Origin of the sequence: Streptomyces sp. NPDC056883 (assembly GCF_042788835.1) — a bacterium.
In the GTDB taxonomy this organism is placed as follows: Bacteria; Actinomycetota; Actinomycetes; order Streptomycetales; family Streptomycetaceae; genus Streptomyces; species Streptomyces stoeckheimensis.
Genome location: NZ_JBHUBS010000033.1, coordinates 21,941 through 42,762, shown reverse-complemented (window position 1 = coordinate 42,762; position 20,822 = coordinate 21,941). Strand labels below are relative to the sequence as shown.

Genomic DNA, 20,822 nt, shown 5'->3' with positions numbered 1-20,822 from the left:
GGGTCCGCTCGGTAGAGTCATCACGTGCCCCGAGCGACCCGGCCGCCCAGGCTGCTGCACCGCGTGCCGCGTACCGCCGGCGCCGTGCGCACGTACGCACTCGTCGTGCTGCTCGGCGTCTGTGGCATCGCGATCCTGGAACTCGTACGCGAACAGACCGGTACGCCCGGGTTCTTCGTCGGTCTGGGCCTGGCCCTGCTGCCGGTGGCACCGCTCGTGGCGGCGTTCCGCTGGGTCGGGCGGGCCGCGCCCCACCCGTGGGCGCAGGTGGCGTTCTGCTTCGGCTGGGGAGCGTGCGCCGCGGCGCTGATCGCCATACTGGCCAACAGTTTTGCGACCCAGTGGATAGCCGCGGCCACCGCGGATCCTTCCTACGGCGACCAGCTCGGCTCGGTGGCGATCGCCCCGGTGGTCGAGGAGAGCGCCAAGGCGGCCGCCCTGTTGCTGGTGTTCCTGTTCGGGAGACGCCGGTTCAGCGGTCCCTCCGACGGTTTCGTGATGGCCGGTTTCACCGCCACCGGCTTCGCCTTCACCGAGAACATCCTCTACCTCGGCAACGCCTTCGACGAGGACGTCGAGAACGGCACTGGGGTGCTGAACTCCGTGACGGCGGCGACGTTCTTCGTCCGGGGCATCATGTCCCCCTTCGCCCATCCGCTGTTCACCGTGGCCACCGGCCTCGGTTTCGGCGCCGCCGCGCTCGCCGTGCGCCGGACGCGCAGGATCGGCCTGCCGCTGCTCGGCCTCGCCTCGGCCATGGGGCTGCACGCGCTGTGGAACAGCTCCTCGGAGCTGGGCGAGTCCGGGTTCTACGTGGTCTACGGCTGCGTGATGGTCCCGGTGTTCGGGCTGCTGGTCTGGCTGGCCGTGTGGATACGGCGCCGCCGACTGCGGGCCGTCGCGGGGGAGCTCGCCGTGTACGCGGCCGCCGGCTGGCTGGGCCCGGCCGAGGTGCCCGCGCTGGTGTCGATGCCCGCGCGCTCCCTGGCCCGCGCGCTGGCCCGGAGCACCGGGGGCCGGCCCGCCGGACGGGCGGTCGCCCTGTACGAGGCCGATGCCGCGGCGCTGGCTCTGCTACGTCACCGGGCGCGCAGCGGCGGCCCGGACCGGGAGCCGGACTTCGCGGGGCGGGAGCGGGAGCTGCTGCGCCGGCTGTGGCTGCGCCGCGCGACGGCGGGCCCGGCGCTGTCCCGGGCCGCGGTGCTGGAGGAGCTCCTCCCGCCCTGCTTCGACCCCCTGGGCCCGACCGGTCCGCTCGGCTCGCCGGACGGGCGGCTCGACCGGCCGTTCAGCGGGCCCGCGCTGGGCCTCGTACCGGGTCCTAGACGTTCAGGCCCCGTGCCGTCAGCCATGACAGCGGGTCCACCGTGACGCCGCCCTTGCGGACTTCGAGGTGGAGGTGGGGGCCGGTGACGTTGCCGGTCGCGCCGACCCGGCCGATGGTGTCGCCCCCGGCGACGGAGCCGCCGGTCACCGACATCGAGGACAGGTGGCAGTACCAGACCTCGGTGCCGTCGGGGAGTTCCAGCACGATGCGGTAGCCGTACGCCCCGGACCAGCCGGCCGAAATGATCTTCCCGGAGCCGACCGCCTTGACGGGGGTGCCGGTCGGAGCGGCGAAGTCGAGGCCGGTGTGGTGGCCGGAGGACCACATCGAACCGGAGTCGCCGTAGTGCGAGGTGAGGGTGTAGGCCGAGGTGGGCAGGAAGAAGGCTCCGGCCGTGCGGGCGGCGCTCTCCGCCTTCGCCTTGGCCTCGGCGGCCTCCTTCGCCTCCTGAGCCCGGCGCGCTTCCTCGGCGGCGGCCTTCTCGGCCGCCTCCGCCGCCGCCTTCTCGGCCGCTTCCTTGGCCGCCTGCGCATCGCGGGCCTGCTGGGCCGCGGCCTCCTGCGCCACCCGCTCGGCTTCGGCCCGCTCCTGGGCCGCGGCCGCCTCGTGCTGGGACTCGGCCTGCTGGAGGATGCGGCTGCGCAGCAGCTCGCCCGCGTCGGAGCGGCGGTCGGCCTGCTGCGGGATGATCCCCGACCGGACCGGCTCGGCGGTCCGCGCGGAGCCGGCGCCCCCATCGGACTGGTCCGCGCCGCCCAGGGCCTCCGGGAGGTCGGGCAGGGCCGGGAGCGAGGGCAGGGATATGGCGACCTGGGGCCGGTCCTGCGCGGTGGCGATGCCTCCCGCGCCGACCGCGGCGATCACGCCGACGCCGAGGACGGTGGAGGAACGGGCCAGTCCCCCGCGCTGCTTGAGCACGCGGTGCTTGCCGCGGGGCGGGCGGGCCGAGTCCTCGGTGGGGTTCCACTCGCCCCAGGCACCGGCGGTGGGCTGCTCCTGGACGTCGATGCCTTCAGGGGCAGGCGAGTTGGAGGCCACCGGGGCACACTCCTCATGGGCGAGCACGCGCACGGTGCCGTCTCTTGCGACGGCTGGGACGACCGCTCTGCGTTATCGAACGGTAATAGAGAAAGGGGAGTGATTCCAAGCAGTTGCGATTGATCGTTAATGACAATCAGCCACCGCCTGCACAGCCCTGGCCAGGACTTATCGCCACACTCGGGGGTCAACTCGGGCAAAATTCAACCCTCCCCCTCGCCTCTTACGCCACATCTTCACATTGACGGCCCGTCAGTTTGCTTGCCGAGCGCGCCTCTTCGGTCACGCTCCGTCCCCCTTCGGGACCACCCGCACCGTCCGCCGCCGGTTCGGCTGCCCCGCCCCCGGTCTGGCCACCGCCAGCAGGGCCATGTCGTCCGTGGCCGCCCCGCCCGTGTGCCGGCGCACATCGGTGGCGAGCGCGCTCAGCAGCTCGTCGGGTCCGGGGAAGACCCGCCCGCGCAGCCGGGCCGCCGGATCGTAGAAGGCCCCCGCCCCGTCGCGGGCCTCGGTCAGCCCGTCCGTGTACAGGAGCAGCGTCGCACCCTCCGGGAAGGGCCACTCCTGCACCCGGTCCGGCCAGCCGCCCAGCTCCCCCATGCCCAGCGGCAGCGCCGGCTCGAAGGGGGGCAGCTCCGCGAGGCCGCCGTTCGCGTACAGGAGCAGCGGTTCGGGGTGGCCGCGGTTGACGAGCCGGAGCAGGCCCGCGCCCGACGGGATCTCGCCGAGCACGCACGTGGTGAAACCCTCCACCGCGTCCAGGCTGTCGCGCCGGTTCCCCTCCCGGGAGAGCGCCCGCTCCAGCCGCCGCGCCACACCCTCCAGGGTGGGCTCGTCCTCGGCCGCCTCCCGGAACGCCCCGAGGACCACGGCCACCGCCTCGACCGCCCCGAGCCCCTTCCCCCGTACGTCGCCCACCGCGAGGCGCACCCCGTACGGGGTGTCCTGGACGGCGTAGAGGTCGCCGCCGATGAACGCGTCCGCCTGCGCGGCCTCGTACGAGGCGGCGACCTGGAGGCCCGCGATCCGCTCGGCGGGAATCGGCAGGACGGCGCGCTGGGCCGCCTCGGCGATCCCGCGCGCGGAGGCGAGCTGCTCGGTGCCGCGCCGCACGACGATGTTGATCAGCGTGGCCAGCCCGGAGACGGTCAGGACGGTGACCAGCTCGGTCACGGCCTCCACCTTGAAGCTGGTGCCGTTGTAGATGTGCAGCACGACCACGGCGAAGGTGGCCAGGATCCCCGTGAGGACGGTGGCCCGGAGCGTGAACAGCGGGGCCGCGATGAGCGGGGCGGCGGAGAAGAAGGGGGAGCCGGTGAAGCTGGGCGGGGTCAGCACGTCGAAGAGGAAGCCGAGGACGATCAGGGTGCACGGGAGCAACTTGACGATCCGGCGGACCACGGCGCTGCCCGCGACCGCGCCGAAGACGCGTTCGCCCCTGCCCTGCCGGCCCAGCCCCACCACGCTGCTCTCCTGCCGCCCGGTCCGCCTCGCCCCCCAAGGCTGGGGGCAGGAGGGCCCGTAAGGCGACCCGGGCGCGACCGTTCGAGTGACGGCCCGCACGCCCGCCCGTGGATCCACGGATCCACGGATGCATGAACACACGGATACGACGAAGGCCCGGCCCCCCAAAGGGGACCGGGCCTTCGTACTGAGTAGCGGGGGCAGGATTTGAACCTACGACCTCTGGGTTATGAGCCCAGCGAGCTACCGAGCTGCTCCACCCCGCGTCGGTAAACACAACTCTACGCCATCCGGGGGGAGCCCCCCGCCAATTAACGTCCGCACCACCGAGGTATGACCCATAACCGCAGGTCAGAGCCCCAAAACCGGCCGCCCGTCGGCGCTCTGCCCCCTCGGATCCGGCCCGGTCGGCACTCCCCGACTCCGCCTCCGAGCCCCTCTGACTCTCCCTCAGCACACGAAAACGCCCCACCCGGCGGACCGGGTGGGGCGCTGTGAGCTGTAGGCCATGTCGGACTCGAACCGACAACCAACGGATTAAAAGTCCGCTGCTCTGCCAATTGAGCTAATGGCCCTCGGCGTGCTCACCCCAGAGCATAGCCGCAGAGCGCCGGACAGCCGATCGTAAATCGGCTGTCCGGCCCGGGGATGTCGGTGCGGGCCCGAGGTCACGGACCGCCGAGCACCGAGCCGCCGGTCACGGTGAGCGGGCCGGAGAGCGCGAGTTCGGCGCCCTGCCCGTCGGCCGGCTTCACCTTGAGCGCCCAGGTGTACGCCCCGTCGGGCAGGTTGAACCCGCCGGAGGTCTCCCGGCCGTCCTTCATGGGCTGCAGCAGTCCGCGCACTTCGCCGCCGGTGAGGGTGCGGACCACCTTGCCGGTGGCCTTGTTCGTCACGGCCATCGTCCAGGAGGCAGCCGGCTTCGACAGCCACACCTGCGGCGCCCAGCGGTTCGGTGACAGCGCGGACCAGGCGCCGGAGGCCGGGATGTTCCGGTCGATCGCGGTCAGGGCGGAGGCCTTGCCGGTGACGCCGACGATGTGGACGGCCTGGTCCGGGCCGATGTAGGCGAAGTCTCCGCCGAAGCGGTCGACGGTGTACATGTCGCCGTACACCCGCTCCGCGGGGGCGAACTCCCGTACGGCCTTGCCGGAACGCAGGTTGTAGATCTCGCCGTAGTCGCGCACGACGAACCCGTCTCCGAGCTGCACGGCGATGTCCGTCGTGGCGTCGGGCAGCGCGACCCGCTTCTTGGTCGGCACGTGATAGCCGGACGCGGAGGCACCCGCTGCCGAGCAGGCCGAGTAGAACCACTCGGCCGTCGCCTGGAGCTGGTGTGGACGGCAGCCCGTACCCAGGTTCACCCGGCGGGTCACCTTCCCGGTGCGCAGGTCCGTCCCTGCGATGACGCCCTTGTCACCCTCGGGCTGCCACAGCATGGAACCCCACAGGGCGGTGGCGGTATTGGGCGCCGGAGTGGGCAGGAGCTTGCCCGCGTCGATGTCGGCCACGTAGAGCCGCCTCGCGGTGCCGCGGGAGGCTTCGAAGAGGAGGTAGCGGCCCGAGGCGGTCACGATGCGGTGACCATCCCATTCGGTGCCGTCGAGGCGCACCTCCCGGACGGTGCCTGCGGGGCGGACGTCCCGTATGAACAGGCGGTTGTGGGGGTAGTTGCTGGTGGCGAAGGACACGATGCGCCCGTCACCGGTCGCCCATCCCGGCCCGGAACACTCCGGTGACGGGGTACTGCCCTCGTCACAGGTCCAGACGGGCTTCCGGGACACCGAAACAGGCCCTGAGACGGACGACTTGAAGACCAGGAGGCTCCTGCCGTCGCCGTTGTCCTGGCGAACGGCAAGGTGTCCCTGGGCGAAGGCGAGGCCGGACCGGATCGCCGGTCCCGGCGGTATGTCCCGGACCTTCGTGGCCCGGGGGATGCCCTGGGCATCGAGGGCGATCCGATGGACGCCCCAGTGGGCCGCATCGGAGCCGCCGACCACATACAGATTGCCGTCGGAACCCTTGACGCCCTTGCTCGCGGTCGGGGGCAGCAGGGTGCGTACCGCTCCCCCCTTGAGCGGGATGGCCTCGCCCCACCGGATGAGCCAGTCGCCCAGGAAGTGTCCCTCACGTGCCCCTGCGAAGGCCGGGACCTTGCGGAGGTCGGCTCTGGAGAGCAGGGTCGCCCTGCCCTTGGACGACGACAGGAGGACCCGGGTCGGGCTCAGCGTAGGCCAGTCCATCTCCCACGGCCCTTTGACTCCCTCGGGAAGCGGGAGCGGGCGCATGGTCGCCGTGGCGTAGTCGACCAGCCCGATCCGTTGAGAGCCCGCCCCGTCCCGGTACCAGATCACCGCACCCTGGTCGTCCGACACCATGGAGCTGACCGTGGGGCCGCTCAAAGGATGCACCTGCTCGGTCGTCTTGACGACGACGTCCTTGCGCGGCTCGGTCTCCCGGCCGATCAGGTGAAGCGTCAGCCCCCCGTCCGGGCGCGGCTCGGTCGCGAGCACCCGGGTCGACGTGAACGGGCCGACCCACGACCTGCCCGCCTTGCCGGGCACCGTCTCGTTCGTGCCCGACGCGTAGTCGTGGATCAGCAGGGGGCCCCAGTCGGCGGTATCGGTCCGTTCATTGACCTGACACGCGCGCGAGTCGCCGGAGAAGTCCCACGAGAAGCTCTGGTCGCACCCTCTCCACACCTTCTCGCTGCCGTCCTTCATGCTGCTCCAGACAGCGCCCTCAACACGCGCGTCGTACATCAGCAGGCCGGTTCCGGCCGAGTAGACGGACGACCTCGCCGGCGTATTGCTCGGGGGCGCCACCAGAATCGCCTCGCCCCCCGGCGGTGCCGTCCCCGCCCCCGTCGCCGGTACGGCGCCCAGCGCGGCCATGGCCACGGTCAGCGCGAGCGCGGTAAGCGCGCGTGTTCGTCTCATGTGTTGCCGTCCCCCGGTGCAAAGTCTGCGGAGCCTAGCAACAACGCCGCAGGGCCCCCACGACGGGTGTCGTGGGGGCCCTGTCAGGCAGTCAGCTCATCGGCTGCGATTAGTCGTTGCGCTTCCAGCGGGGCTTGTCGTCGCGGCGGCCGAAGGAGGAGCCGCCGGTCGAGCCGGACGGGCGGTCGCCGCCGGAGCGGAAGCCGCCGCCGGCCGGACGGTCGCCACCGGAGCGGAAGCCACCGGACGGACGGTCGTCGCGGCGGAAGCCGCCACGGTCGCCACCGCGGTCGTCACGGTTGAAGCCACCCGAGGGGCGGTCGTCGCGACGGAAGCCACCACCGGCGGGACGGTCGCCGCCGGAGCGGAAGCCACCACCGGTGGGGCGGTCGCCACCGGAACGGAAGCCACCGGACGGACGGTCGCCGCCGGAGCGGAAGCCACCACGGTCGCCACCGCGGTCGTCACGGTTGAAGCCGCCCGACGGACGGTCATCGCGACGGAAGCCACCGGACGGACGGTCGCCGCCGGAGCGGAAGCCACCACGGTCGCCACCGCGGTCGCCGCGGTCGTCACGGCGGAAGCCGCCACGGTCGCCGCCACGGTCGTCGCGACGGTTGTCACGGCGCTCGTAGTTGCCACGGTCGTCACGGCTCTGGAACGCGGGGCGCTCCTCCGCGACCGGCTCGGCCACGGCGGCCGCGACCTCGGCCTCGGCGGCCTCGGCCACCTCGGCGACAGCGGCCTCCGGGTCCTCGCCGCGCTCACGCGCGGAGCGGGCGACCAGGCGGTCGGCCTCCTCGCGCAGCTCGACGGCACGGCGCGACAGGCGCTCCAGCTGCTTGGTGAGGTCGGCGACCTCGCGCTCGGCCTGCTTCGCGGCGTTGTTCGCGGAGTCGGCCTGGACCTGGGTCAGCGAACGGGCACCGGTGATCTCGGCGACCTCGGGGTCGAAGGCGCCGACGCCCTGGACGATGTGGCGCGAGGCATCGACGCCCGCGTCCTCCATCAGGCGGAAGATCTGGCGGCGCTGGTGCGGCAGGGCGAGGGAGACGACCACGCCCGACTTGCCGGCGCGGGCGGTACGGCCCGAGCGGTGCAGGTAGTCCTTGTGGTCGCCGGCCGGGTCCACGTTCAGGACCAGGTCGATGCCGTCGACGTGGATGCCGCGGGCGGCGACGTCGGTGGCGACGAGCGCGTTGACGTAGCCGTCCTTGAAGTCGGCGAGGACGCGGGTACGGGCACCCTGCGTCATGCCGCCGTGCAGCGCGTCGGCCTTCACGCCGGACTCGATGAGCTGCTCGGCGATGCGGTCGGCGCCCAGCTGGGTGCGGACGAAGATGATGGTGCGGCCCTTGCGGGCGGCGATGGCGGCCGTGACCGGCGCCTTGTCCTTCGGCTTCACGACGAGGACGTGGTGCGTCATGGTCGTGACGTTGCCCTGCGCGCTGTCGACCTCGTGCGTGACGGGGTTGGTCAGGTAGCGCTTGACCAGGGTGCCGATCTCGTTCTCCATGGTGGCGGAGAAGAGCATGCGCTGACCGCCGGCCGGGACCTGGTCGAGCAGCTCGGTGACCTCGGGCAGGAAGCCCAGGTCGGCCATCTGGTCGGCCTCGTCGAGGACGGCGACCTCGACGTTCGCCAGGGAGCAGGCGCCGCGGTTGATGATGTCGCGCAGACGGCCCGGGGTGGCGACGAGGACGTCGACACCGCGCTCCAGAGCGAAGATCTGGTTGCTCATGGAGGTACCGCCGCAGACGACCTTCATCTTGAGGCCGAGCACGTCGCCGTAGGGCTGGAGAGCGTCGGCGACCTGCATCGCGAGCTCACGCGTCGGCGTCAGGATGATCGCGCGGGGCTTCTTCTTCTCGGTGAAGCCACCGGCCAGGCGGGCCAGGGTCGGCAGACCGAAGGAGAGGGTCTTGCCGGAGCCGGTGCGGCCGCGGCCGAGGATGTCCTTGCCGGCCAGGGCGTCCGGGATGGTCGCGGCCTGGATCGGGAAGGGCGCGGTGACGCCGTTCTGCGCGAGCTTGCGCACGATGCCGTCCGGCAGACCGAGGTCGCCGAAGGTCAGGGTGGGCTCGGCGTCGGCGTCGTCGGCCTCGGCGTCGTTGAAGTCTTCGGTGGAGTCCTCGAAGGAGTCGTCGGACTCGTGGTTCGCCACGTCGGCCTCGAGGGCCTCGATGATCTCGTCGGCGACTACGGCCTCGATGGCCTCGGTGACCGCAAGGGTCTCGGCGTCGACGATCTCGTTGGAGTCGTTCTCGGGCATGACGGAACGGTCAGAACTGGAAATGGACATGCGAAATGCGAAACCTTCCGGAGTCTCGGCACGCGCCCAAACTCCGTGAATTCGCAAATCGACCGCCTCAATGCGGTCAGCCACGGCTGGGGAGAGTACGCGCCACGCGGCGCTCTTCGGAGTCGGCGCCGGGCAATGGGATCAAACGATCTATAACCATACGCACCCTCCCCGGGGTCTGGCAAATCGCTCCCCCAAAGAAGGCCCTGACCTGCGGAAATGGCATCCACCCGCCAGACCCTGGCAGGCGGATCGCACCGCGGCCGCGCCGGTACCGGGCCTACGGCTGCCCGCCCGGCTCGCCCGTCGGCTCCGGCTTCGGGGGCTCCGGACTCGGTGTGGGTTCCGTCACGGGCGGCGGGGAGACCGGCGGGGCGGGGCTCGGCGGTTCCGGGCTCGGGGAGGCGGGCTGGCCGCCCCCGGAGGCGCTGCCTCCGCCGGAGCCCGACCCGGAGCCGGAACCGCCCGTCGGGGGCTGCTGGGGGCCCTGGCCGCCCGCTCCGCCGCCCGGTCCGGCCGACGGCGAGGGGGCTCCGGGCGGGCCGGCCGGGGCGCCCGGGCTGGGGGAGGCCCCGACCGCGCCGGAGGTGGTCCCGGGCCCGCCGGCCTTGCCGTCCTGGTTCCCCGTACCGCCCTTCGAGCCGTGGCCGCCGCCCTGGGTTCCGGCGCCCTTCCCGGAGGAGGAGCCTCCACCGGACTTGCCGCCCTGGACGCCCGTCGACGCGGAGGGCCCGGGCTTAGCGGCGTCCTCCCCGACACTCATGCATCCCGCCGTCGCGGCCACCGCGAGCGCGGCGACGGCGAGGCGGAGCGACCGGGAGGACCGGGGGGACCGGGTGGACCGGGAGGATCGGGGGGAACCGAGGGAAGCGGACAACTGGCGCACGGGGCACCTCCGGAACGCTGGCAAGGGTCCGCGATGAGCGGGTCAATGTGCCCAACTCCCTCTGCCCCGTCAGGGACACGCCCCAGCGCGCCTCGAGGGAGGCGGGCGGCGCACCGTCAGGCGAACAGCTGTCCCGCCACCTGGTGGCCGAGCGTGACCCCGCCCAGCCCGACCAGCACCGAGGCCGTCACGTTCGCCGCCGCCAGGAACTTCCAGCCCCGCTCGGCCAGGCGCAGCGTCTCGTAGGAGAACGTCGAGTAGGTGCTCAGCGCCCCGCACAGCCCGGTACCGAGCAGCAGGTTCAGCCGCGAGGAGGCGGCCCCGTCCAGCACCGCCCCGGTCAGCGCCCCCAGCACCAGGGAGGCGGCCGCGTTCACCACGAAGGTGCCCCAGGGGAACACCGAGTCGTGCCGCGCCTGCACCGCGCGGTCGGTCAGGTACCGCAGGGGCGCCCCGACGGCCGCGCCCACCATGACGATCAGCCAGTTCATCCCTGCGCCGCCCCCTGCCCCGCTCCTCGCCCCGCCACTCGCCCCGGACCGTCGCCGACCGCGCGCCGGGTGACCACGGCCGCCGCCCACACCGCGGCCAGCGCCGCGGCCACCGTGAGCGCGGCGTAGGCCAGCGCGGTACCGGCCTCATCGGCGTCGAGGAGCCGCGCGAAGTCCGCGGCGTAGGTGGAGAAGGTGGTGAACCCGCCGAGCACCCCCACCCCGAGGAAGGGCCGTACGAGGGGATGCGCGGACCGGCCGCCCTCGCTGATCAGCACCATGAGGACGCCGATGAGCGCGCAGCCCGAAACATTGATCCAGAAGGTGCCCCACGGGAAGGCCCCGGGCGCGGCCGGCCACAGCAGCCCGACCCCGTACCGCGCCGTGGCGCCCACGGCACCGCCCGCCGCCACGGCCGCGAGGACCCGGCGCTGGGGTTCGGCGCGCTGCGCCGGCACGTGCAGGTCGACGTCCGGGTCGATGGCCTCGGCCCCTTCCGCAGGCCGGGTCATCCGCACTCCGCTTCACAGGTCGCCACGGGTTCACAGGTCGCCACCGGGCCATTCTCGCGCGCCGGGTCCCGGCCCGCCGGAAACGAGCCGCCGCAATCGGAGCGCGGCACGGGAGAATGGGCCCGTGCTGGAGATGACGCGTGACGCGTTCGAAGAGCTGGTGGCCGAAGCGCTGGACTCGATCCCCGAGGAGCTGACCCGGGTCATGGACAACGTGGCCGTCTTCGTGGAGGACGAGCCCGCCTCCGACGACCCTGAACTCCTCGGCCTCTACGAAGGGACCCCGCTCACGGAGCGCGGGGAGTGGTACGCCGGGGTCCTGCCCGACCGGATCTCGATCTACATGGGGCCGACCCTGCGGATGTGCGGGAGCACGGACGAGGTGGTCCACGAGGTCGCCGTGACGGTGGTGCACGAGATCGCCCACCACTTCGGCATCGACGACGAGCGGCTCCACGAGCTCGGCTGGGGCTGACCTCCCGGGTCTTCTCCGGGCCGCCTCCGGGCCGCTGCCGGCTCGCCGCCGACCTGCCTCCGACCCGCCGCTGACCCGCCCGCGGAAACCGTTTTGGCGATCGCCGCCGGGATCCCATATGCTTCTCACGTCCCCGACGCGCTGGAAAGTGCCCGGCGGGCCTTTAGCCCTCATCGTCTAGTGGCCCAGGACGCCGCCCTTTCAAGGCGGTAGCACGGGTTCGAATCCCGTTGGGGGTACGCATTACCGTGTGCGAGACTTGTGCTCGCACATTGCAAGGACCTGTGGAGCAGTTGGTTAGCTCGCCACCCTGTCAAGGTGGAGGTCGCGGGTTCAAGTCCCGTCAGGTTCGCTGAAGCCGGAAACGGTTTCGTGGCTGGGTAGCTCAGTTGGTACGAGCGATCGCCTGAAAAGCGATAGGTCGCCGGTTCGACCCCGGCCCCAGCCACCAGAGAATCGAGAAGGCCCCGTCCATCGGACGGGGCCTTCTTCGTCATTCCCTTTCCGCTCCGGCGCTCGCGCTCGCCTCCGCCGCCCGGGCCCGCCGGCGCCACTGCACCAGGCCCGCACCCGCCGCCGCCACGGCCACCAGCCCGAGCAGCGCCCAGTCCGGGACCGCGTCCGCCACCGCCTGCACGCGCTGCTCCACCGCGAAGGAATCGTCCACGTCCAGCAGCCCCGGCAGGGCGCTCGCCCCGTCGTAGACCAGGAACAGCGTGCCGAGCAGCACGAAGAACAGGCCCGAGGCGAGCGAGGTCGTGTGCAGTTCGAAGCGGCCGACCGAGAAGGCGCGGCCGCGCAGCCAGCGCCGGCGGCCCAGGTCGAAGCGCTCCCAGAGCAGGGCCAGTACGAACAGCGGCACGGCCATGCCCAGGGCGTACACCGCCAGCAGCAGGCCTCCGTAGACCGGACTGCCGCTGACCGCCGCCACCGTCAGGATGCTGCCGAGGATGGGCCCGGCGCAGAAGCCGGCCAGCCCGTAGACGGCGCCCAGCGCGTACACCGACAGGGCGGTGGTCGGCCGGATCTTCCCCGACAGCTCCGAGATCCGCTTCGGGGCGAAGCCCAGACCCAGGATCTGGGCGAGGCCGAGCCCGATGATCAGCCAGCCGCCGGCCAGCACCAGGGCCTCGCGGTTGCCGTGGAAGAACCGCCCGGCGTACGAACCCGCCGCCCCCAGCGGTACGAGGGTGCTCGCGAGGCCCGCGTAGAAGATCCCGGTGCGCGCCAGCAGCCGGGACGTGGAGTCGATGGAATACGCGAAGAAGGCGGGCAGGAGCAGCGCGCTGCACGGGCTGAGCAACGCGAGGAGGCCGCCGAGCAGGGCGGCCAGGTATCCGGCGTCGGTCACTTCGCGGCCGCCTGCGCCTGTGCCTTGGCCTTCGCGATGGCGGCGTCGAAGGCCGCCGGGGGCTGGGCTCCCGCGATGGGCTGCCCGTTGATCAGGAAGGACGGGGTGGAGGTCACGCCGATGCGGTAGCCCTCCTCCTGGTCCTTCGCCAGAGCGGCGGCGGCCTGCTCCCCCGCCCTGTCCTTCTCGAAGCGCTCCAGGTCCGGGACCCCGGCCTCCCGCGCCAGTTCGGTCAGCCGCTCCGCGCCGAAGCCCTTCTCCTTGGCGCCCTCGGCGTACGCGGCCGCGTGGAACTGCGCGAAGCGGTCCTGCTGGCCCGCCGCCCAGGCGGCCTTGGCGGCGGCCTCGGAGTCGGCGCCGAAGATCGGGAAGTTGCGCCACTCGATGCGCAGGGTGCCGTCCTCCACGTACTTCTTCACGAGCTCGGGCTCGGTGTCGCGGGCGAACTTTCCGCAGTAGCCGCACTTGAAGTCGGAGTACTCGATCAGCACGACGGGGGCGTCGGCCCGGCCGGCGGCGAGCTTGTCGCCGGACTCCCGGCGGGCCAGGGCCTTGAGCTGCGCGGCGGGATCCGTGGCGGATCCGGTCGCCGGAGCCTCCGGGGAGGAGGCCGCGGACGACCGGGAGCTGCTGCCGGTGCCGTCATCCGGCTTGGTGGCCTGCCAGGAGACGAGCCCGAGGGTGACGGCGGCGAGGGCGACCCCGGCGGAGATCAGCAGGGGCTTGCGGGAGGAAGAGGAGGAGGAAGGGGACGCGGGCATGCGGGTGCTCCAGAGCTGTGCGGACGGGAGGGGACGGACCGGGCGGCCGATGCGGCCGGTCCTCCTAGACCCGCATCACGGACAGCTCCAGCAGGGACGGCGCCGACGGTCCGGGCCCGCGTACGAGGACCCGTACGGGTATCACCCGTACCGGGACCGCCACCTCGGGCCCGGGCCCCGCGGGCGGGGCCTGAGCCTGCGCCTGGTCGGCCCCGGCCCGCCCCGGCAGGGCGGGTACGCCGTCCCGGCCGGGGGCCCCCGGGGCACAGGCGGGCCCGGCCGGACGGGCGGAGCCGGAGGCGAAGGCCGCGACGGAAGAGGAGCCCGGCTCTGCCGGGGCCGCGGGGGCCGCCGGAGCCACCGAGACGGTCGGGACATCCGCGACGGGCAGGGCCACCGGGGCCACCGGCACCGCCGCGACCCCCGCGCCCCGGGCGGCCGCCGGGGCCGCCGCCTGGAAGGTTCCGGCCAGGAGGGCCCAGCCCAGCAGTACCGCGAACACGCACCGGAGGCGGTGGCTGCGGGACATCGTGGGCGGCCTCTCGCTGGGACATCGTCGGGGCGTCGCTGGGGACACGTCGGGGTAACGCTCGGGGGACTCGTCCCGAAATGGTACGGGTCAGCCCCACAAATGCGTTCGCCACCCGGCACCTACGGGTGAGATCCTCGACCAGGTATGTCTACTTCCTTCGCCGCCCTGCAGACGCTTCTCGGTGAGATCTCCCTCCGTGACGCGCACCGCCTCGGCCGCCGCCTCGAAGGCGCCCGCCGTATCCGCAAGCCCGAGGCCAAGCAGGCCGTGCTCGACGAGATCGCCGCGGAGGCCGAGCAGGCCGCCGCGCGACTGGCCGGCCGCGCCTCGCGGAAGCCCGAGGTCACGTATCCCGAGAACCTTCCCGTCAGCCAGAAGAAGGACGAGATCGCCGAGGCGATACGCGACCACCAGGTCGTGATCGTCGCGGGCGAGACCGGCTCCGGCAAGACCACGCAGATCCCCAAGATCTGCATGGAGCTGGGGCGCGGGGTCCGCGGCATGATCGGGCACACCCAGCCCCGCCGGATCGCGGCCCGCACGGTCGCGGAGCGCATCGCGGAGGAGCTGAAGTCCGAGATCGGCCAGACCGTCGGCTGGAAGGTCCGGTTCACCGACCAGGTGGACCAGGACGCGACCTTCGTGAAGCTGATGACGGACGGCATCCTGCTCGCCGAGATCCAGACGGACCGCGAGCTGCGCGCGTACGACACGATCATCATCGACGAGGCCCACGAGCGGTCGCTGAACATCGACTTCCTGCTCGGCTACCTCGCCACGCTGCTGCCCAAGCGCCCCGACCTCAAGGTGATCATCACCTCGGCGACCATCGACCCCGAGCGCTTCTCCCGGCACTTCGGCGAGGCCCCGATCGTCGAGGTCAGCGGCCGGACGTATCCCGTGGAGGTCCGCTACCGCCCGCTCCTCGAGGACGATTCCGAGGACTCCGACCGCGACCAGATCACCGCGATCTGCGAGGCCGTCGAGGAGCTCCAGGCGGAGGGGCCGGGCGACATCCTGGTCTTCCTCTCCGGCGAGCGCGAGATCCGCGACACCGCGGACGCGCTGGAGAAGCGCAAGCTCCGCCTGACGGAGGTCCTCCCCCTCTACGCACGCCTCTCGCACGCCGAGCAGCACCGGGTCTTCCAGCAGCACACCGGCCGCCGGATCGTCCTCGCGACGAACGTCGCCGAGACCTCCCTCACCGTCCCGGGCATCAAGTACGTGATCGACCCGGGCACCGCGCGCATCTCCCGCTACAGCCACCGAACCAAGGTCCAGCGGCTGCCCATCGAGCGGATCTCGCAGGCCAGCGCCAACCAGCGCAAGGGCCGCTGCGGCCGTACCAGCGACGGCATCTGCATCCGCCTCTATTCCGAGGACGACTTCACGACCCGTCCGGAGTTCACGGACGCCGAGATCCTGCGCACCAACCTCGCCTCCGTCATCCTCCAGATGACCGCGGCCGGCCTCGGCGAGATCGAGAAGTTCCCCTTCATCGACCCGCCGGACCACCGCAACATCCGCGACGGCGTGCAGCTGCTCCAGGAGCTCGGCGCGCTGGACCCGGCGGAGAAGGACCACAAGAAGCGGCTCACCCCGATGGGCCGCCAGCTCTCCCAGCTCCCCGTGGACCCGCGCCTCGCCCGCATGGTGGTGGAGGCGGACAAGAACAACTGCGTCCGCGAGGTCATGGTCATCGCGGCGGCCCTGTCCATCCAGGACCCGCGCGAGCGGCCCTCGGACAAGCAGACGCAGGCGGACCAGAACCACGCCCGGTTCAAGGACGAGACGAGCGACTTCCTCTCGTTCCTGAACATGTGGCGCTACATCCGCGAGCAGCAGAAGGAACGTGGCTCGTCCTCCTTCCGCCGGATGTGCAAGCAGGAGTACCTGAACTTCCTGCGGATCCGCGAATGGCAGGACATCTATTCGCAGCTGCGTACGGTCGCCAAGTCCATGGGCATCCACGTCAACGAGGCCGACGCCCCCGAGACGAGCGTGCACATCTCGCTGCTGGCCGGCCTGCTGTCGCACATCGGGCTCAAGGACACGGACAAGAACGAGTACCTGGGGGCCCGGTCCGCCAAGTTCGCGATCTTCCCGGGTTCCTCGCTGTTCAAGAAGCAGCCCAAGTTCCTGATGTCGGCCGAGCTGGTGGAGACCTCGCGGCTGTGGGCCCGGGTGAACGCCAAGGTCGAGCCGGAGTGGGTGGAGCCGCTCGCCCAGCACCTGATCAAGCGCACGTACAGCGAGCCGCACTGGGAGAAGGACCAGGCGGCCGTGATGGCCTTCGAGAAGGTCACGCTGTACGGCGTGCCGATCGTCGCGCAGCGCAAGATCAACTACGGCCGGATCGACGCCGAGGTCTCGCGCGATCTGTTCATTCGCAACGCCCTGGTCGAGGGCGACTGGCGGACCCACCACAAGTTCTACGCCGACAACCGCAAGCTCCTCACCGAGGTGGAGGAGCTGGAGAACCGGGCCCGGCGCCGCGACATCGTGGTCGACGACGAGACGCTCTTCGACTTCTACGACCAGCGGATCCCCGAACACGTGGTCTCGGGGGCGCACTTCGACTCCTGGTGGAAGCACAAGAAGCGCGACGAGCCCGAGCTGCTCGACTTCGAGCGCGAGATGCTCCTGACGGAGAAGGCGGCCGGGGTCACCAAGGCCGACTATCCGGACTCCTGGATGCAGGGCCGGCTGAAGTTCCGGGTGACCTACCAGTTCGAGCCGGGCGCGGACGCGGACGGCGTGACCGTCCACATCCCGCTCCAGGTGCTGAACCAGGTCACGGACGAGGGCTTCGACTGGCAGATCCCTGGTCTGCGCGAGGAGGTGGTCACGGAGCTGATCCGGTCCCTCCCGAAGCCGATCCGCCGGCACTACGTGCCCGCGCCGAACTACGCGACCCGCTTCCTGGCCACCTCGCACCCGCTGCAGGAGCCCCTGCACGTGACGCTGGCCCGGGAGCTCCAGCGGATGGTCGGGGTGCCGGTCAGCGCCGAGGACTTCGACCTGACCCGCATCCCCGACCACCTGAAGATCACCTTCCGGATCGTCGACGAGCGCCGCAAGAACCTCGCCGAGGCCAAGGACCTGGAGGCCCTGCGGCTGCGGCTCAAGCCCAAGGCCCGCCAGGCGCTCTCGCAGGCCGCCGCGGCCAGCGCCGAGCGGGAGGGCGGGGAGTCGGTGGAGAAGACCGGGCTGACGGACTGGACCATCGGGACGCTGACCCAGGTCTTCGAGACCCGCCGGGCCGGCCAGCCGGTGAAGGCGTACCCGGCGCTCGTGGACGCCGGTACGAGCGTCTCCGTACGCCTCTTCGACACCGAGGCCGAACAGCAGCAGGCGATGCGGCTCGGCACCCGGCGGCTGATCCTGCTCAACATCACGGTGAACCCGGCGAAGTTCGCCTCGGACCACCTGAGCAACCAGCAGAAGCTGGCGCTGTCGCGCAATCCGCACGGCTCCATCCAGGCGCTGTTCGACGACTGCGCGACCGCGGCGGCCGACCACCTGATCGCGCGGCACGGCGGGCCGGCGTGGGACGAGGCGGGCTTCCGCAAGCTCTACGAGGCCGTGCGGACCGACCTGGTGGACACGACCGTACGGACGATCACGCAGGTGCAGCAGGTGCTGGCCGCCTGGCAGGCCTGTGAACGCCGCCTGAAGACCACGGCCAGCCTCGCCCTGGTGGCCAACGTCCAGGACGCCAAGACGCAGCTCGCGGCCCTCGTGCCGGCCGGGTTCGTCACGCTGACCGGGCTGCGCCGGCTGCCGGACCTGATGCGCTACCTGGTGGCCGTCGACCGGCGGCTCCAGCAGATGCCCACGGGCGTCCAGCGCGACACCACGCGCATGGAGAAGGTCCACGAGATGCGGGACGAGTACCTGTGGCTGCTGGAGCAGTTGCCCCGGGGCAGGCCGGTCCCGGCGGAGGTCACCGAGATCCGCTGGATGATCGAGGAACTGCGGGTCAGCTACTTCGCGCACGCCCTCGGAACGGCCTATCCGATCTCCGACAAGCGCATCGTGAAGGCGGTGGACGCGGCGGCCCCGGGGCCTGCTCGGTGATCGGGTTCGACTGCACCCCCTGAGCTGCGGTACAGTCTGATTCGCAGCCGCCCAGCGGCCGCAAATCAAGGACCTGTGGAGCAGTTGGTTAGCTCGCCACCCTGTCAAGGTGGAGGTCGCGGGTTCAAGTCCCGTCAGGTTCGCAAGATCGTCAGGGCCCGCATCCTCTGGATGCGGGCCCTGACGCGTTTCCGGGGCGCGGTGGCCCCCGAAAGGGCCGCGGCGGCTCCCCGAGGGGTACGACGGCACCGAAGTGCGGGGCGGCGTACGGCCCGAGGCGCAGGTCGGCGTACCGACCGCCGCACGGGCCCGTTGGGCCGGACGGCCCACCAGGCCGCCTCACGGGCCCGATTGGGCCCAGCCCGCCCCAGAACCCCCACCAGGCGCTCCACGGCCCGCTGAGGGCCGCCTGGAGCCCCGCGCGGGGCCGACGGGGAAAGCCGACGGGGAAGCCGACGGGGCGCACGGGCCACCTCGGACCGCCCCACCTCCGACCCCGTCGCCCCATCACGCCATCGCGCCCGCGACATCGCCCGTCCGGATGATGCGCTCTGCGTGACACGTCCCTTTACGGGGTGCATTGCCTGATCCACAAGAGTGATCATCTGTGACGGGAGTCACCCCATGTGTTTTTGAGACGCACCCTTTTATGGGACCCATACGCCCGCTCGATTTTATATGTGCCATTGCACCCACCCCCGCCGGCTCCGCACATCAGCTCGATAACGCCCTGACCAGGGCATAAAAAAGATCGCGCTGGACCCGGCGGAGTCCAGCGCGATCGAACGACTGATGAACCTGTTGGGGCAGGTCCGGTCGTTTGAAGCTCTGTGGGGCTCATCGGATTGGGGGACCCGATAAACGCCCGGCAATAAGTAGTGCTGCGGAACCTCAGGCCTCGCTGCGCTGCTGCGGAATTCCCGCAAGCAGTGCGCGGACCTCAGCCTCGCGGTAGCGGCGGTGTCCACCCAGGGTGCGGATGGACGTGAGCTTGCCAGCCTTGGCCCAACGGGTGACCGTCTTCGGGTCCACGCGGAACATCGTGGCAACCTCAGCCGGGGTCAGCAGCGGCTCGGCATCAGGGGTGCGAGCGGTCATGAGCGGCCTCCTCGGGAGAACCGAACCATCTCGGTTCTTTCCTCTAAATTCTGCACCTTGGCCCACGTTGCCCGAAATGGACATACGCGGGCCGAGTCGGTTATAGGACGAACGGCTTGTCCTCGGCACTACAACTACACCATCCGTCCAGCCTCGACGGCCAAACCGATGGAATTGCCCTCCGAGGTGTTCATCAGCGGCGGAAGCCGATGGACCGTCCCATAACGGACAGTCACCCCACTGTGACGATCAGTCACAGAGCGATCAGGAGTCGTCAGACCCCCCGTAGAGTGCAATACCGAGCATTCCGCCCTTAGTTGGACGGAAGGAACCCTCCCCGGACTCCTTGTCCTATTTTGGCACGAGGGTAGGGGAAGGGCGCAAGGGTGTAGAAAGTGCGGTCCGTCACGCTTGGGCCAATGGCCCGTATCGGGACGAAGGTCCCGGAACAAAGACCCAAAAGAGGGCATCACGGCCTTGAGCTGGCCGTTCTCTTTCGTGCTCGGCCGATCGGCGGATGGACAAGCGCCTCCCGAGTCGCTACCCGGGTCGCACAGGTCACTCGGGCCGGAACCGGAACCGAACCACTCAATTAGCGAAGAGTCTCTCCCGGACCGCCCGCCACCGCTCCGCCAGGGCCCCGTACGTGCGCGCCGCCCCGTCCCGGTCCCCGGTCCTCAGGGCGGCGAGCCCCGCCGCCAGGTCCGCCGCCGAGTGGTCGGCGTCGAGCCGGTCCGCCGGCAGGGCGTGCAGCAGCCCGCCGTAGTCCAGCTCCACCATCGACCGGGGGTGGAACTCCTCCAGCCAGCTCCCGACCTCCACCAGCCCCTCGGCGAGCATCCCGTACCCCTCGGCCTCCCGCAGGGTCCGCAGCCCCCGCGCGAGCCGGCGCCGGGCCTGCACCATCGGCGTCCGGTAGCGCAGCCCCTCGCCCGGCACGTACTCCCGCTCCTCGTCGGCCACCAGCACGAACCAGCGCAGCGGCACCTGCCAGACCCCCGTACGGATCCACGGGCGCGCATCGGGATTGCGTCCGCGCCAGAGCTCGTAGTCCTCGGTCGCGCGGCGGCGGGCGGCCGCGGGCAGGGCGGCGTCGAGCACCGGCAGCGGGAACTCGGCCTGGAGTTCCTGGAGGGCGAGCCAGCCCCGCAGCCGCGTCCGCCAGGGGCAGACCAGCAGGACCCCGTCGAGTTCGGCGGTGAAGGCGTCCGCGCTCTCGTGCGCCGGGACACCGACCACGGGCACCCGCACCAAGTCCACCAGCGACCGTCGCAGTTCGTCCTGGGCGGTCGGGGTGGCCCCGCGCCGGGCGTAGTCGGCCCAGTGGGTGCGCTCGGGCTCCGGGAAGGCCGCCAGCGGCTCGTAGACGCGCAGGTAGGAGGCGTACGGGACGGTCGGGGCCGAGCGGGCGGACGGCAGCCGGGGATCGGGGGATTCGCTCACGCTCTCGTACTCCCCCGCCCCGCCCGGCGCTACTCCGGCGGACACGCCCCCGCATCCCCTCTCACCCCTCAGCGTCCCGATCTCCGGACAGGGGGGATCGCGGGGCCCCCGAGGTCTTACGCT

At 71.6% G+C, this 20,822-nt stretch carries 15 protein-coding genes and 6 tRNA genes; 7 read left to right on the top strand and 14 right to left on the bottom strand.

Annotated elements, in window-relative coordinates; translation table 11 throughout:
• The first annotated feature begins 24 nt into the window (after window positions 1-24).
• Entirely contained in the window at window positions 25-1,371 is a 1,347-nt protein-coding gene (locus ACFRU2_RS40645) for a PrsW family intramembrane metalloprotease (RefSeq protein ID WP_382981351.1), read from the top strand.
• Here the strand turns inward: ACFRU2_RS40645 and ACFRU2_RS40640 are convergent.
• The 9 genes from ACFRU2_RS40640 to crcB form a co-directional block, all read right to left on the bottom strand.
• Window positions 1,322-2,365, bottom strand: coding sequence for a M23 family metallopeptidase (locus ACFRU2_RS40640; protein ID WP_382981350.1), 1,044 nt, complete (start codon window positions 2,363-2,365; stop codon window positions 1,322-1,324). The genes ACFRU2_RS40645 and ACFRU2_RS40640 overlap by 50 nt on opposite strands.
• 282 nt (window positions 2,366-2,647) lie before the next feature.
• Window positions 2,648-3,829 carry a PP2C family protein-serine/threonine phosphatase gene (locus ACFRU2_RS40635; protein WP_382981349.1) on the bottom strand — a complete coding sequence of 394 codons (1,182 nt, stop codon included), beginning with the start codon at window positions 3,827-3,829 and terminating at the stop codon, window positions 2,648-2,650.
• A 192-nt stretch (window positions 3,830-4,021) separates the two neighbouring features.
• Window positions 4,022-4,095: transfer RNA gene (locus tag ACFRU2_RS40630), tRNA-Met, on the bottom strand.
• 236 nt (window positions 4,096-4,331) lie between these two features.
• Window positions 4,332-4,404 (bottom strand) — tRNA-Lys (locus ACFRU2_RS40625).
• Between the two features lie 93 nt (window positions 4,405-4,497).
• Window positions 4,498-6,768 carry a hypothetical protein gene (locus ACFRU2_RS40620; protein WP_382981348.1) on the bottom strand — a complete coding sequence of 757 codons (2,271 nt, stop codon included), beginning with the start codon at window positions 6,766-6,768 and terminating at the stop codon, window positions 4,498-4,500.
• A gap of 109 nt (window positions 6,769-6,877) precedes the next feature.
• Window positions 6,878-9,040: a DEAD/DEAH box helicase gene (locus ACFRU2_RS40615; RefSeq protein WP_382981347.1), complete on the bottom strand. Its 2,163-nt coding sequence runs from the start codon at window positions 9,038-9,040 to the stop codon at window positions 6,878-6,880.
• 310 nt (window positions 9,041-9,350) lie between these two features.
• Window positions 9,351-9,833, bottom strand: a complete 483-nt coding sequence (locus ACFRU2_RS40610) for a hypothetical protein (RefSeq protein ID WP_382981346.1) — start codon at window positions 9,831-9,833, stop codon at window positions 9,351-9,353.
• Between the two features lie 239 nt (window positions 9,834-10,072).
• Window positions 10,073-10,447: a CrcB family protein gene (locus ACFRU2_RS40605; RefSeq protein WP_250751918.1), complete on the bottom strand. Its 375-nt coding sequence runs from the start codon at window positions 10,445-10,447 to the stop codon at window positions 10,073-10,075.
• Complete coding sequence (gene crcB, locus ACFRU2_RS40600) at window positions 10,444-10,959, bottom strand: fluoride efflux transporter CrcB (RefSeq protein WP_382981345.1); 516 nt, start codon at window positions 10,957-10,959, stop codon at window positions 10,444-10,446. Before crcB ends, ACFRU2_RS40605 begins: the two co-directional genes overlap by 4 nt.
• A gap of 124 nt (window positions 10,960-11,083) precedes the next feature.
• Here crcB and ACFRU2_RS40595 point away from each other — a divergent pair, with 124 nt between their 5' ends.
• The 4 genes from ACFRU2_RS40595 (at window position 11,084) to ACFRU2_RS40580 (ending at window position 11,885) form a co-directional block, all read left to right on the top strand.
• The gene (locus ACFRU2_RS40595) at window positions 11,084-11,434 is read left to right on the top strand and encodes a metallopeptidase family protein (RefSeq protein ID WP_382981344.1); all 351 of its coding nucleotides are present in this window, start codon (window positions 11,084-11,086) and stop codon (window positions 11,432-11,434) included.
• 166 nt (window positions 11,435-11,600) lie between these two features.
• Window positions 11,601-11,673: transfer RNA gene (locus ACFRU2_RS40590), tRNA-Glu, on the top strand.
• A 39-nt stretch (window positions 11,674-11,712) separates the two neighbouring features.
• Window positions 11,713-11,786 (top strand) — tRNA-Asp (locus tag ACFRU2_RS40585).
• Window positions 11,787-11,808: 22 nt separating this feature from the next.
• Window positions 11,809-11,885 (top strand) — tRNA-Phe (locus ACFRU2_RS40580).
• A 42-nt stretch (window positions 11,886-11,927) separates the two neighbouring features.
• On the opposite strand, the gene ACFRU2_RS40575 is transcribed toward ACFRU2_RS40580, so the two are convergent.
• The 3 genes from ACFRU2_RS40575 to ACFRU2_RS40565 form a co-directional block, all read right to left on the bottom strand.
• Complete coding sequence (locus ACFRU2_RS40575; RefSeq protein ID WP_382981343.1) at window positions 11,928-12,785, bottom strand: cytochrome c biogenesis CcdA family protein; 858 nt, start codon at window positions 12,783-12,785, stop codon at window positions 11,928-11,930.
• Window positions 12,782-13,546 carry a DsbA family protein gene (locus ACFRU2_RS40570; protein WP_382981342.1) on the bottom strand — a complete coding sequence of 255 codons (765 nt, stop codon included), beginning with the start codon at window positions 13,544-13,546 and terminating at the stop codon, window positions 12,782-12,784. The genes ACFRU2_RS40575 and ACFRU2_RS40570 overlap by 4 nt, the downstream gene beginning before the upstream one ends.
• Before the next feature lie 64 nt (window positions 13,547-13,610).
• Window positions 13,611-14,075, bottom strand: a complete 465-nt coding sequence (locus ACFRU2_RS40565; RefSeq protein WP_382981341.1) for a hypothetical protein — start codon at window positions 14,073-14,075, stop codon at window positions 13,611-13,613.
• 147 nt (window positions 14,076-14,222) lie between these two features.
• Between ACFRU2_RS40565 and hrpA the strand changes: the two genes are divergently transcribed.
• A complete protein-coding gene (hrpA, locus tag ACFRU2_RS40560; protein WP_382981340.1) occupies window positions 14,223-18,158 on the top strand; it encodes an ATP-dependent RNA helicase HrpA in 3,936 nt (1,311 codons plus the stop codon).
• A 69-nt stretch (window positions 18,159-18,227) separates the two neighbouring features.
• Window positions 18,228-18,301 (top strand) — tRNA-Asp (locus ACFRU2_RS40555).
• A 748-nt stretch (window positions 18,302-19,049) separates the two neighbouring features.
• On the opposite strand, the gene bldC is transcribed toward ACFRU2_RS40555, so the two are convergent.
• Both bldC and ACFRU2_RS40545 read right to left on the bottom strand, forming a co-directional pair.
• A complete protein-coding gene (gene bldC, locus ACFRU2_RS40550) occupies window positions 19,050-19,256 on the bottom strand; it encodes a developmental transcriptional regulator BldC (RefSeq protein ID WP_003949541.1) in 207 nt (68 codons plus the stop codon).
• Between the two features lie 588 nt (window positions 19,257-19,844).
• On the bottom strand, window positions 19,845-20,699 hold the full coding sequence (locus tag ACFRU2_RS40545; protein ID WP_382981339.1) for a hypothetical protein: 855 nt from the start codon (window positions 20,697-20,699) through the stop codon (window positions 19,845-19,847).
• Window positions 20,700-20,822: the final 123 nt, after the last annotated feature.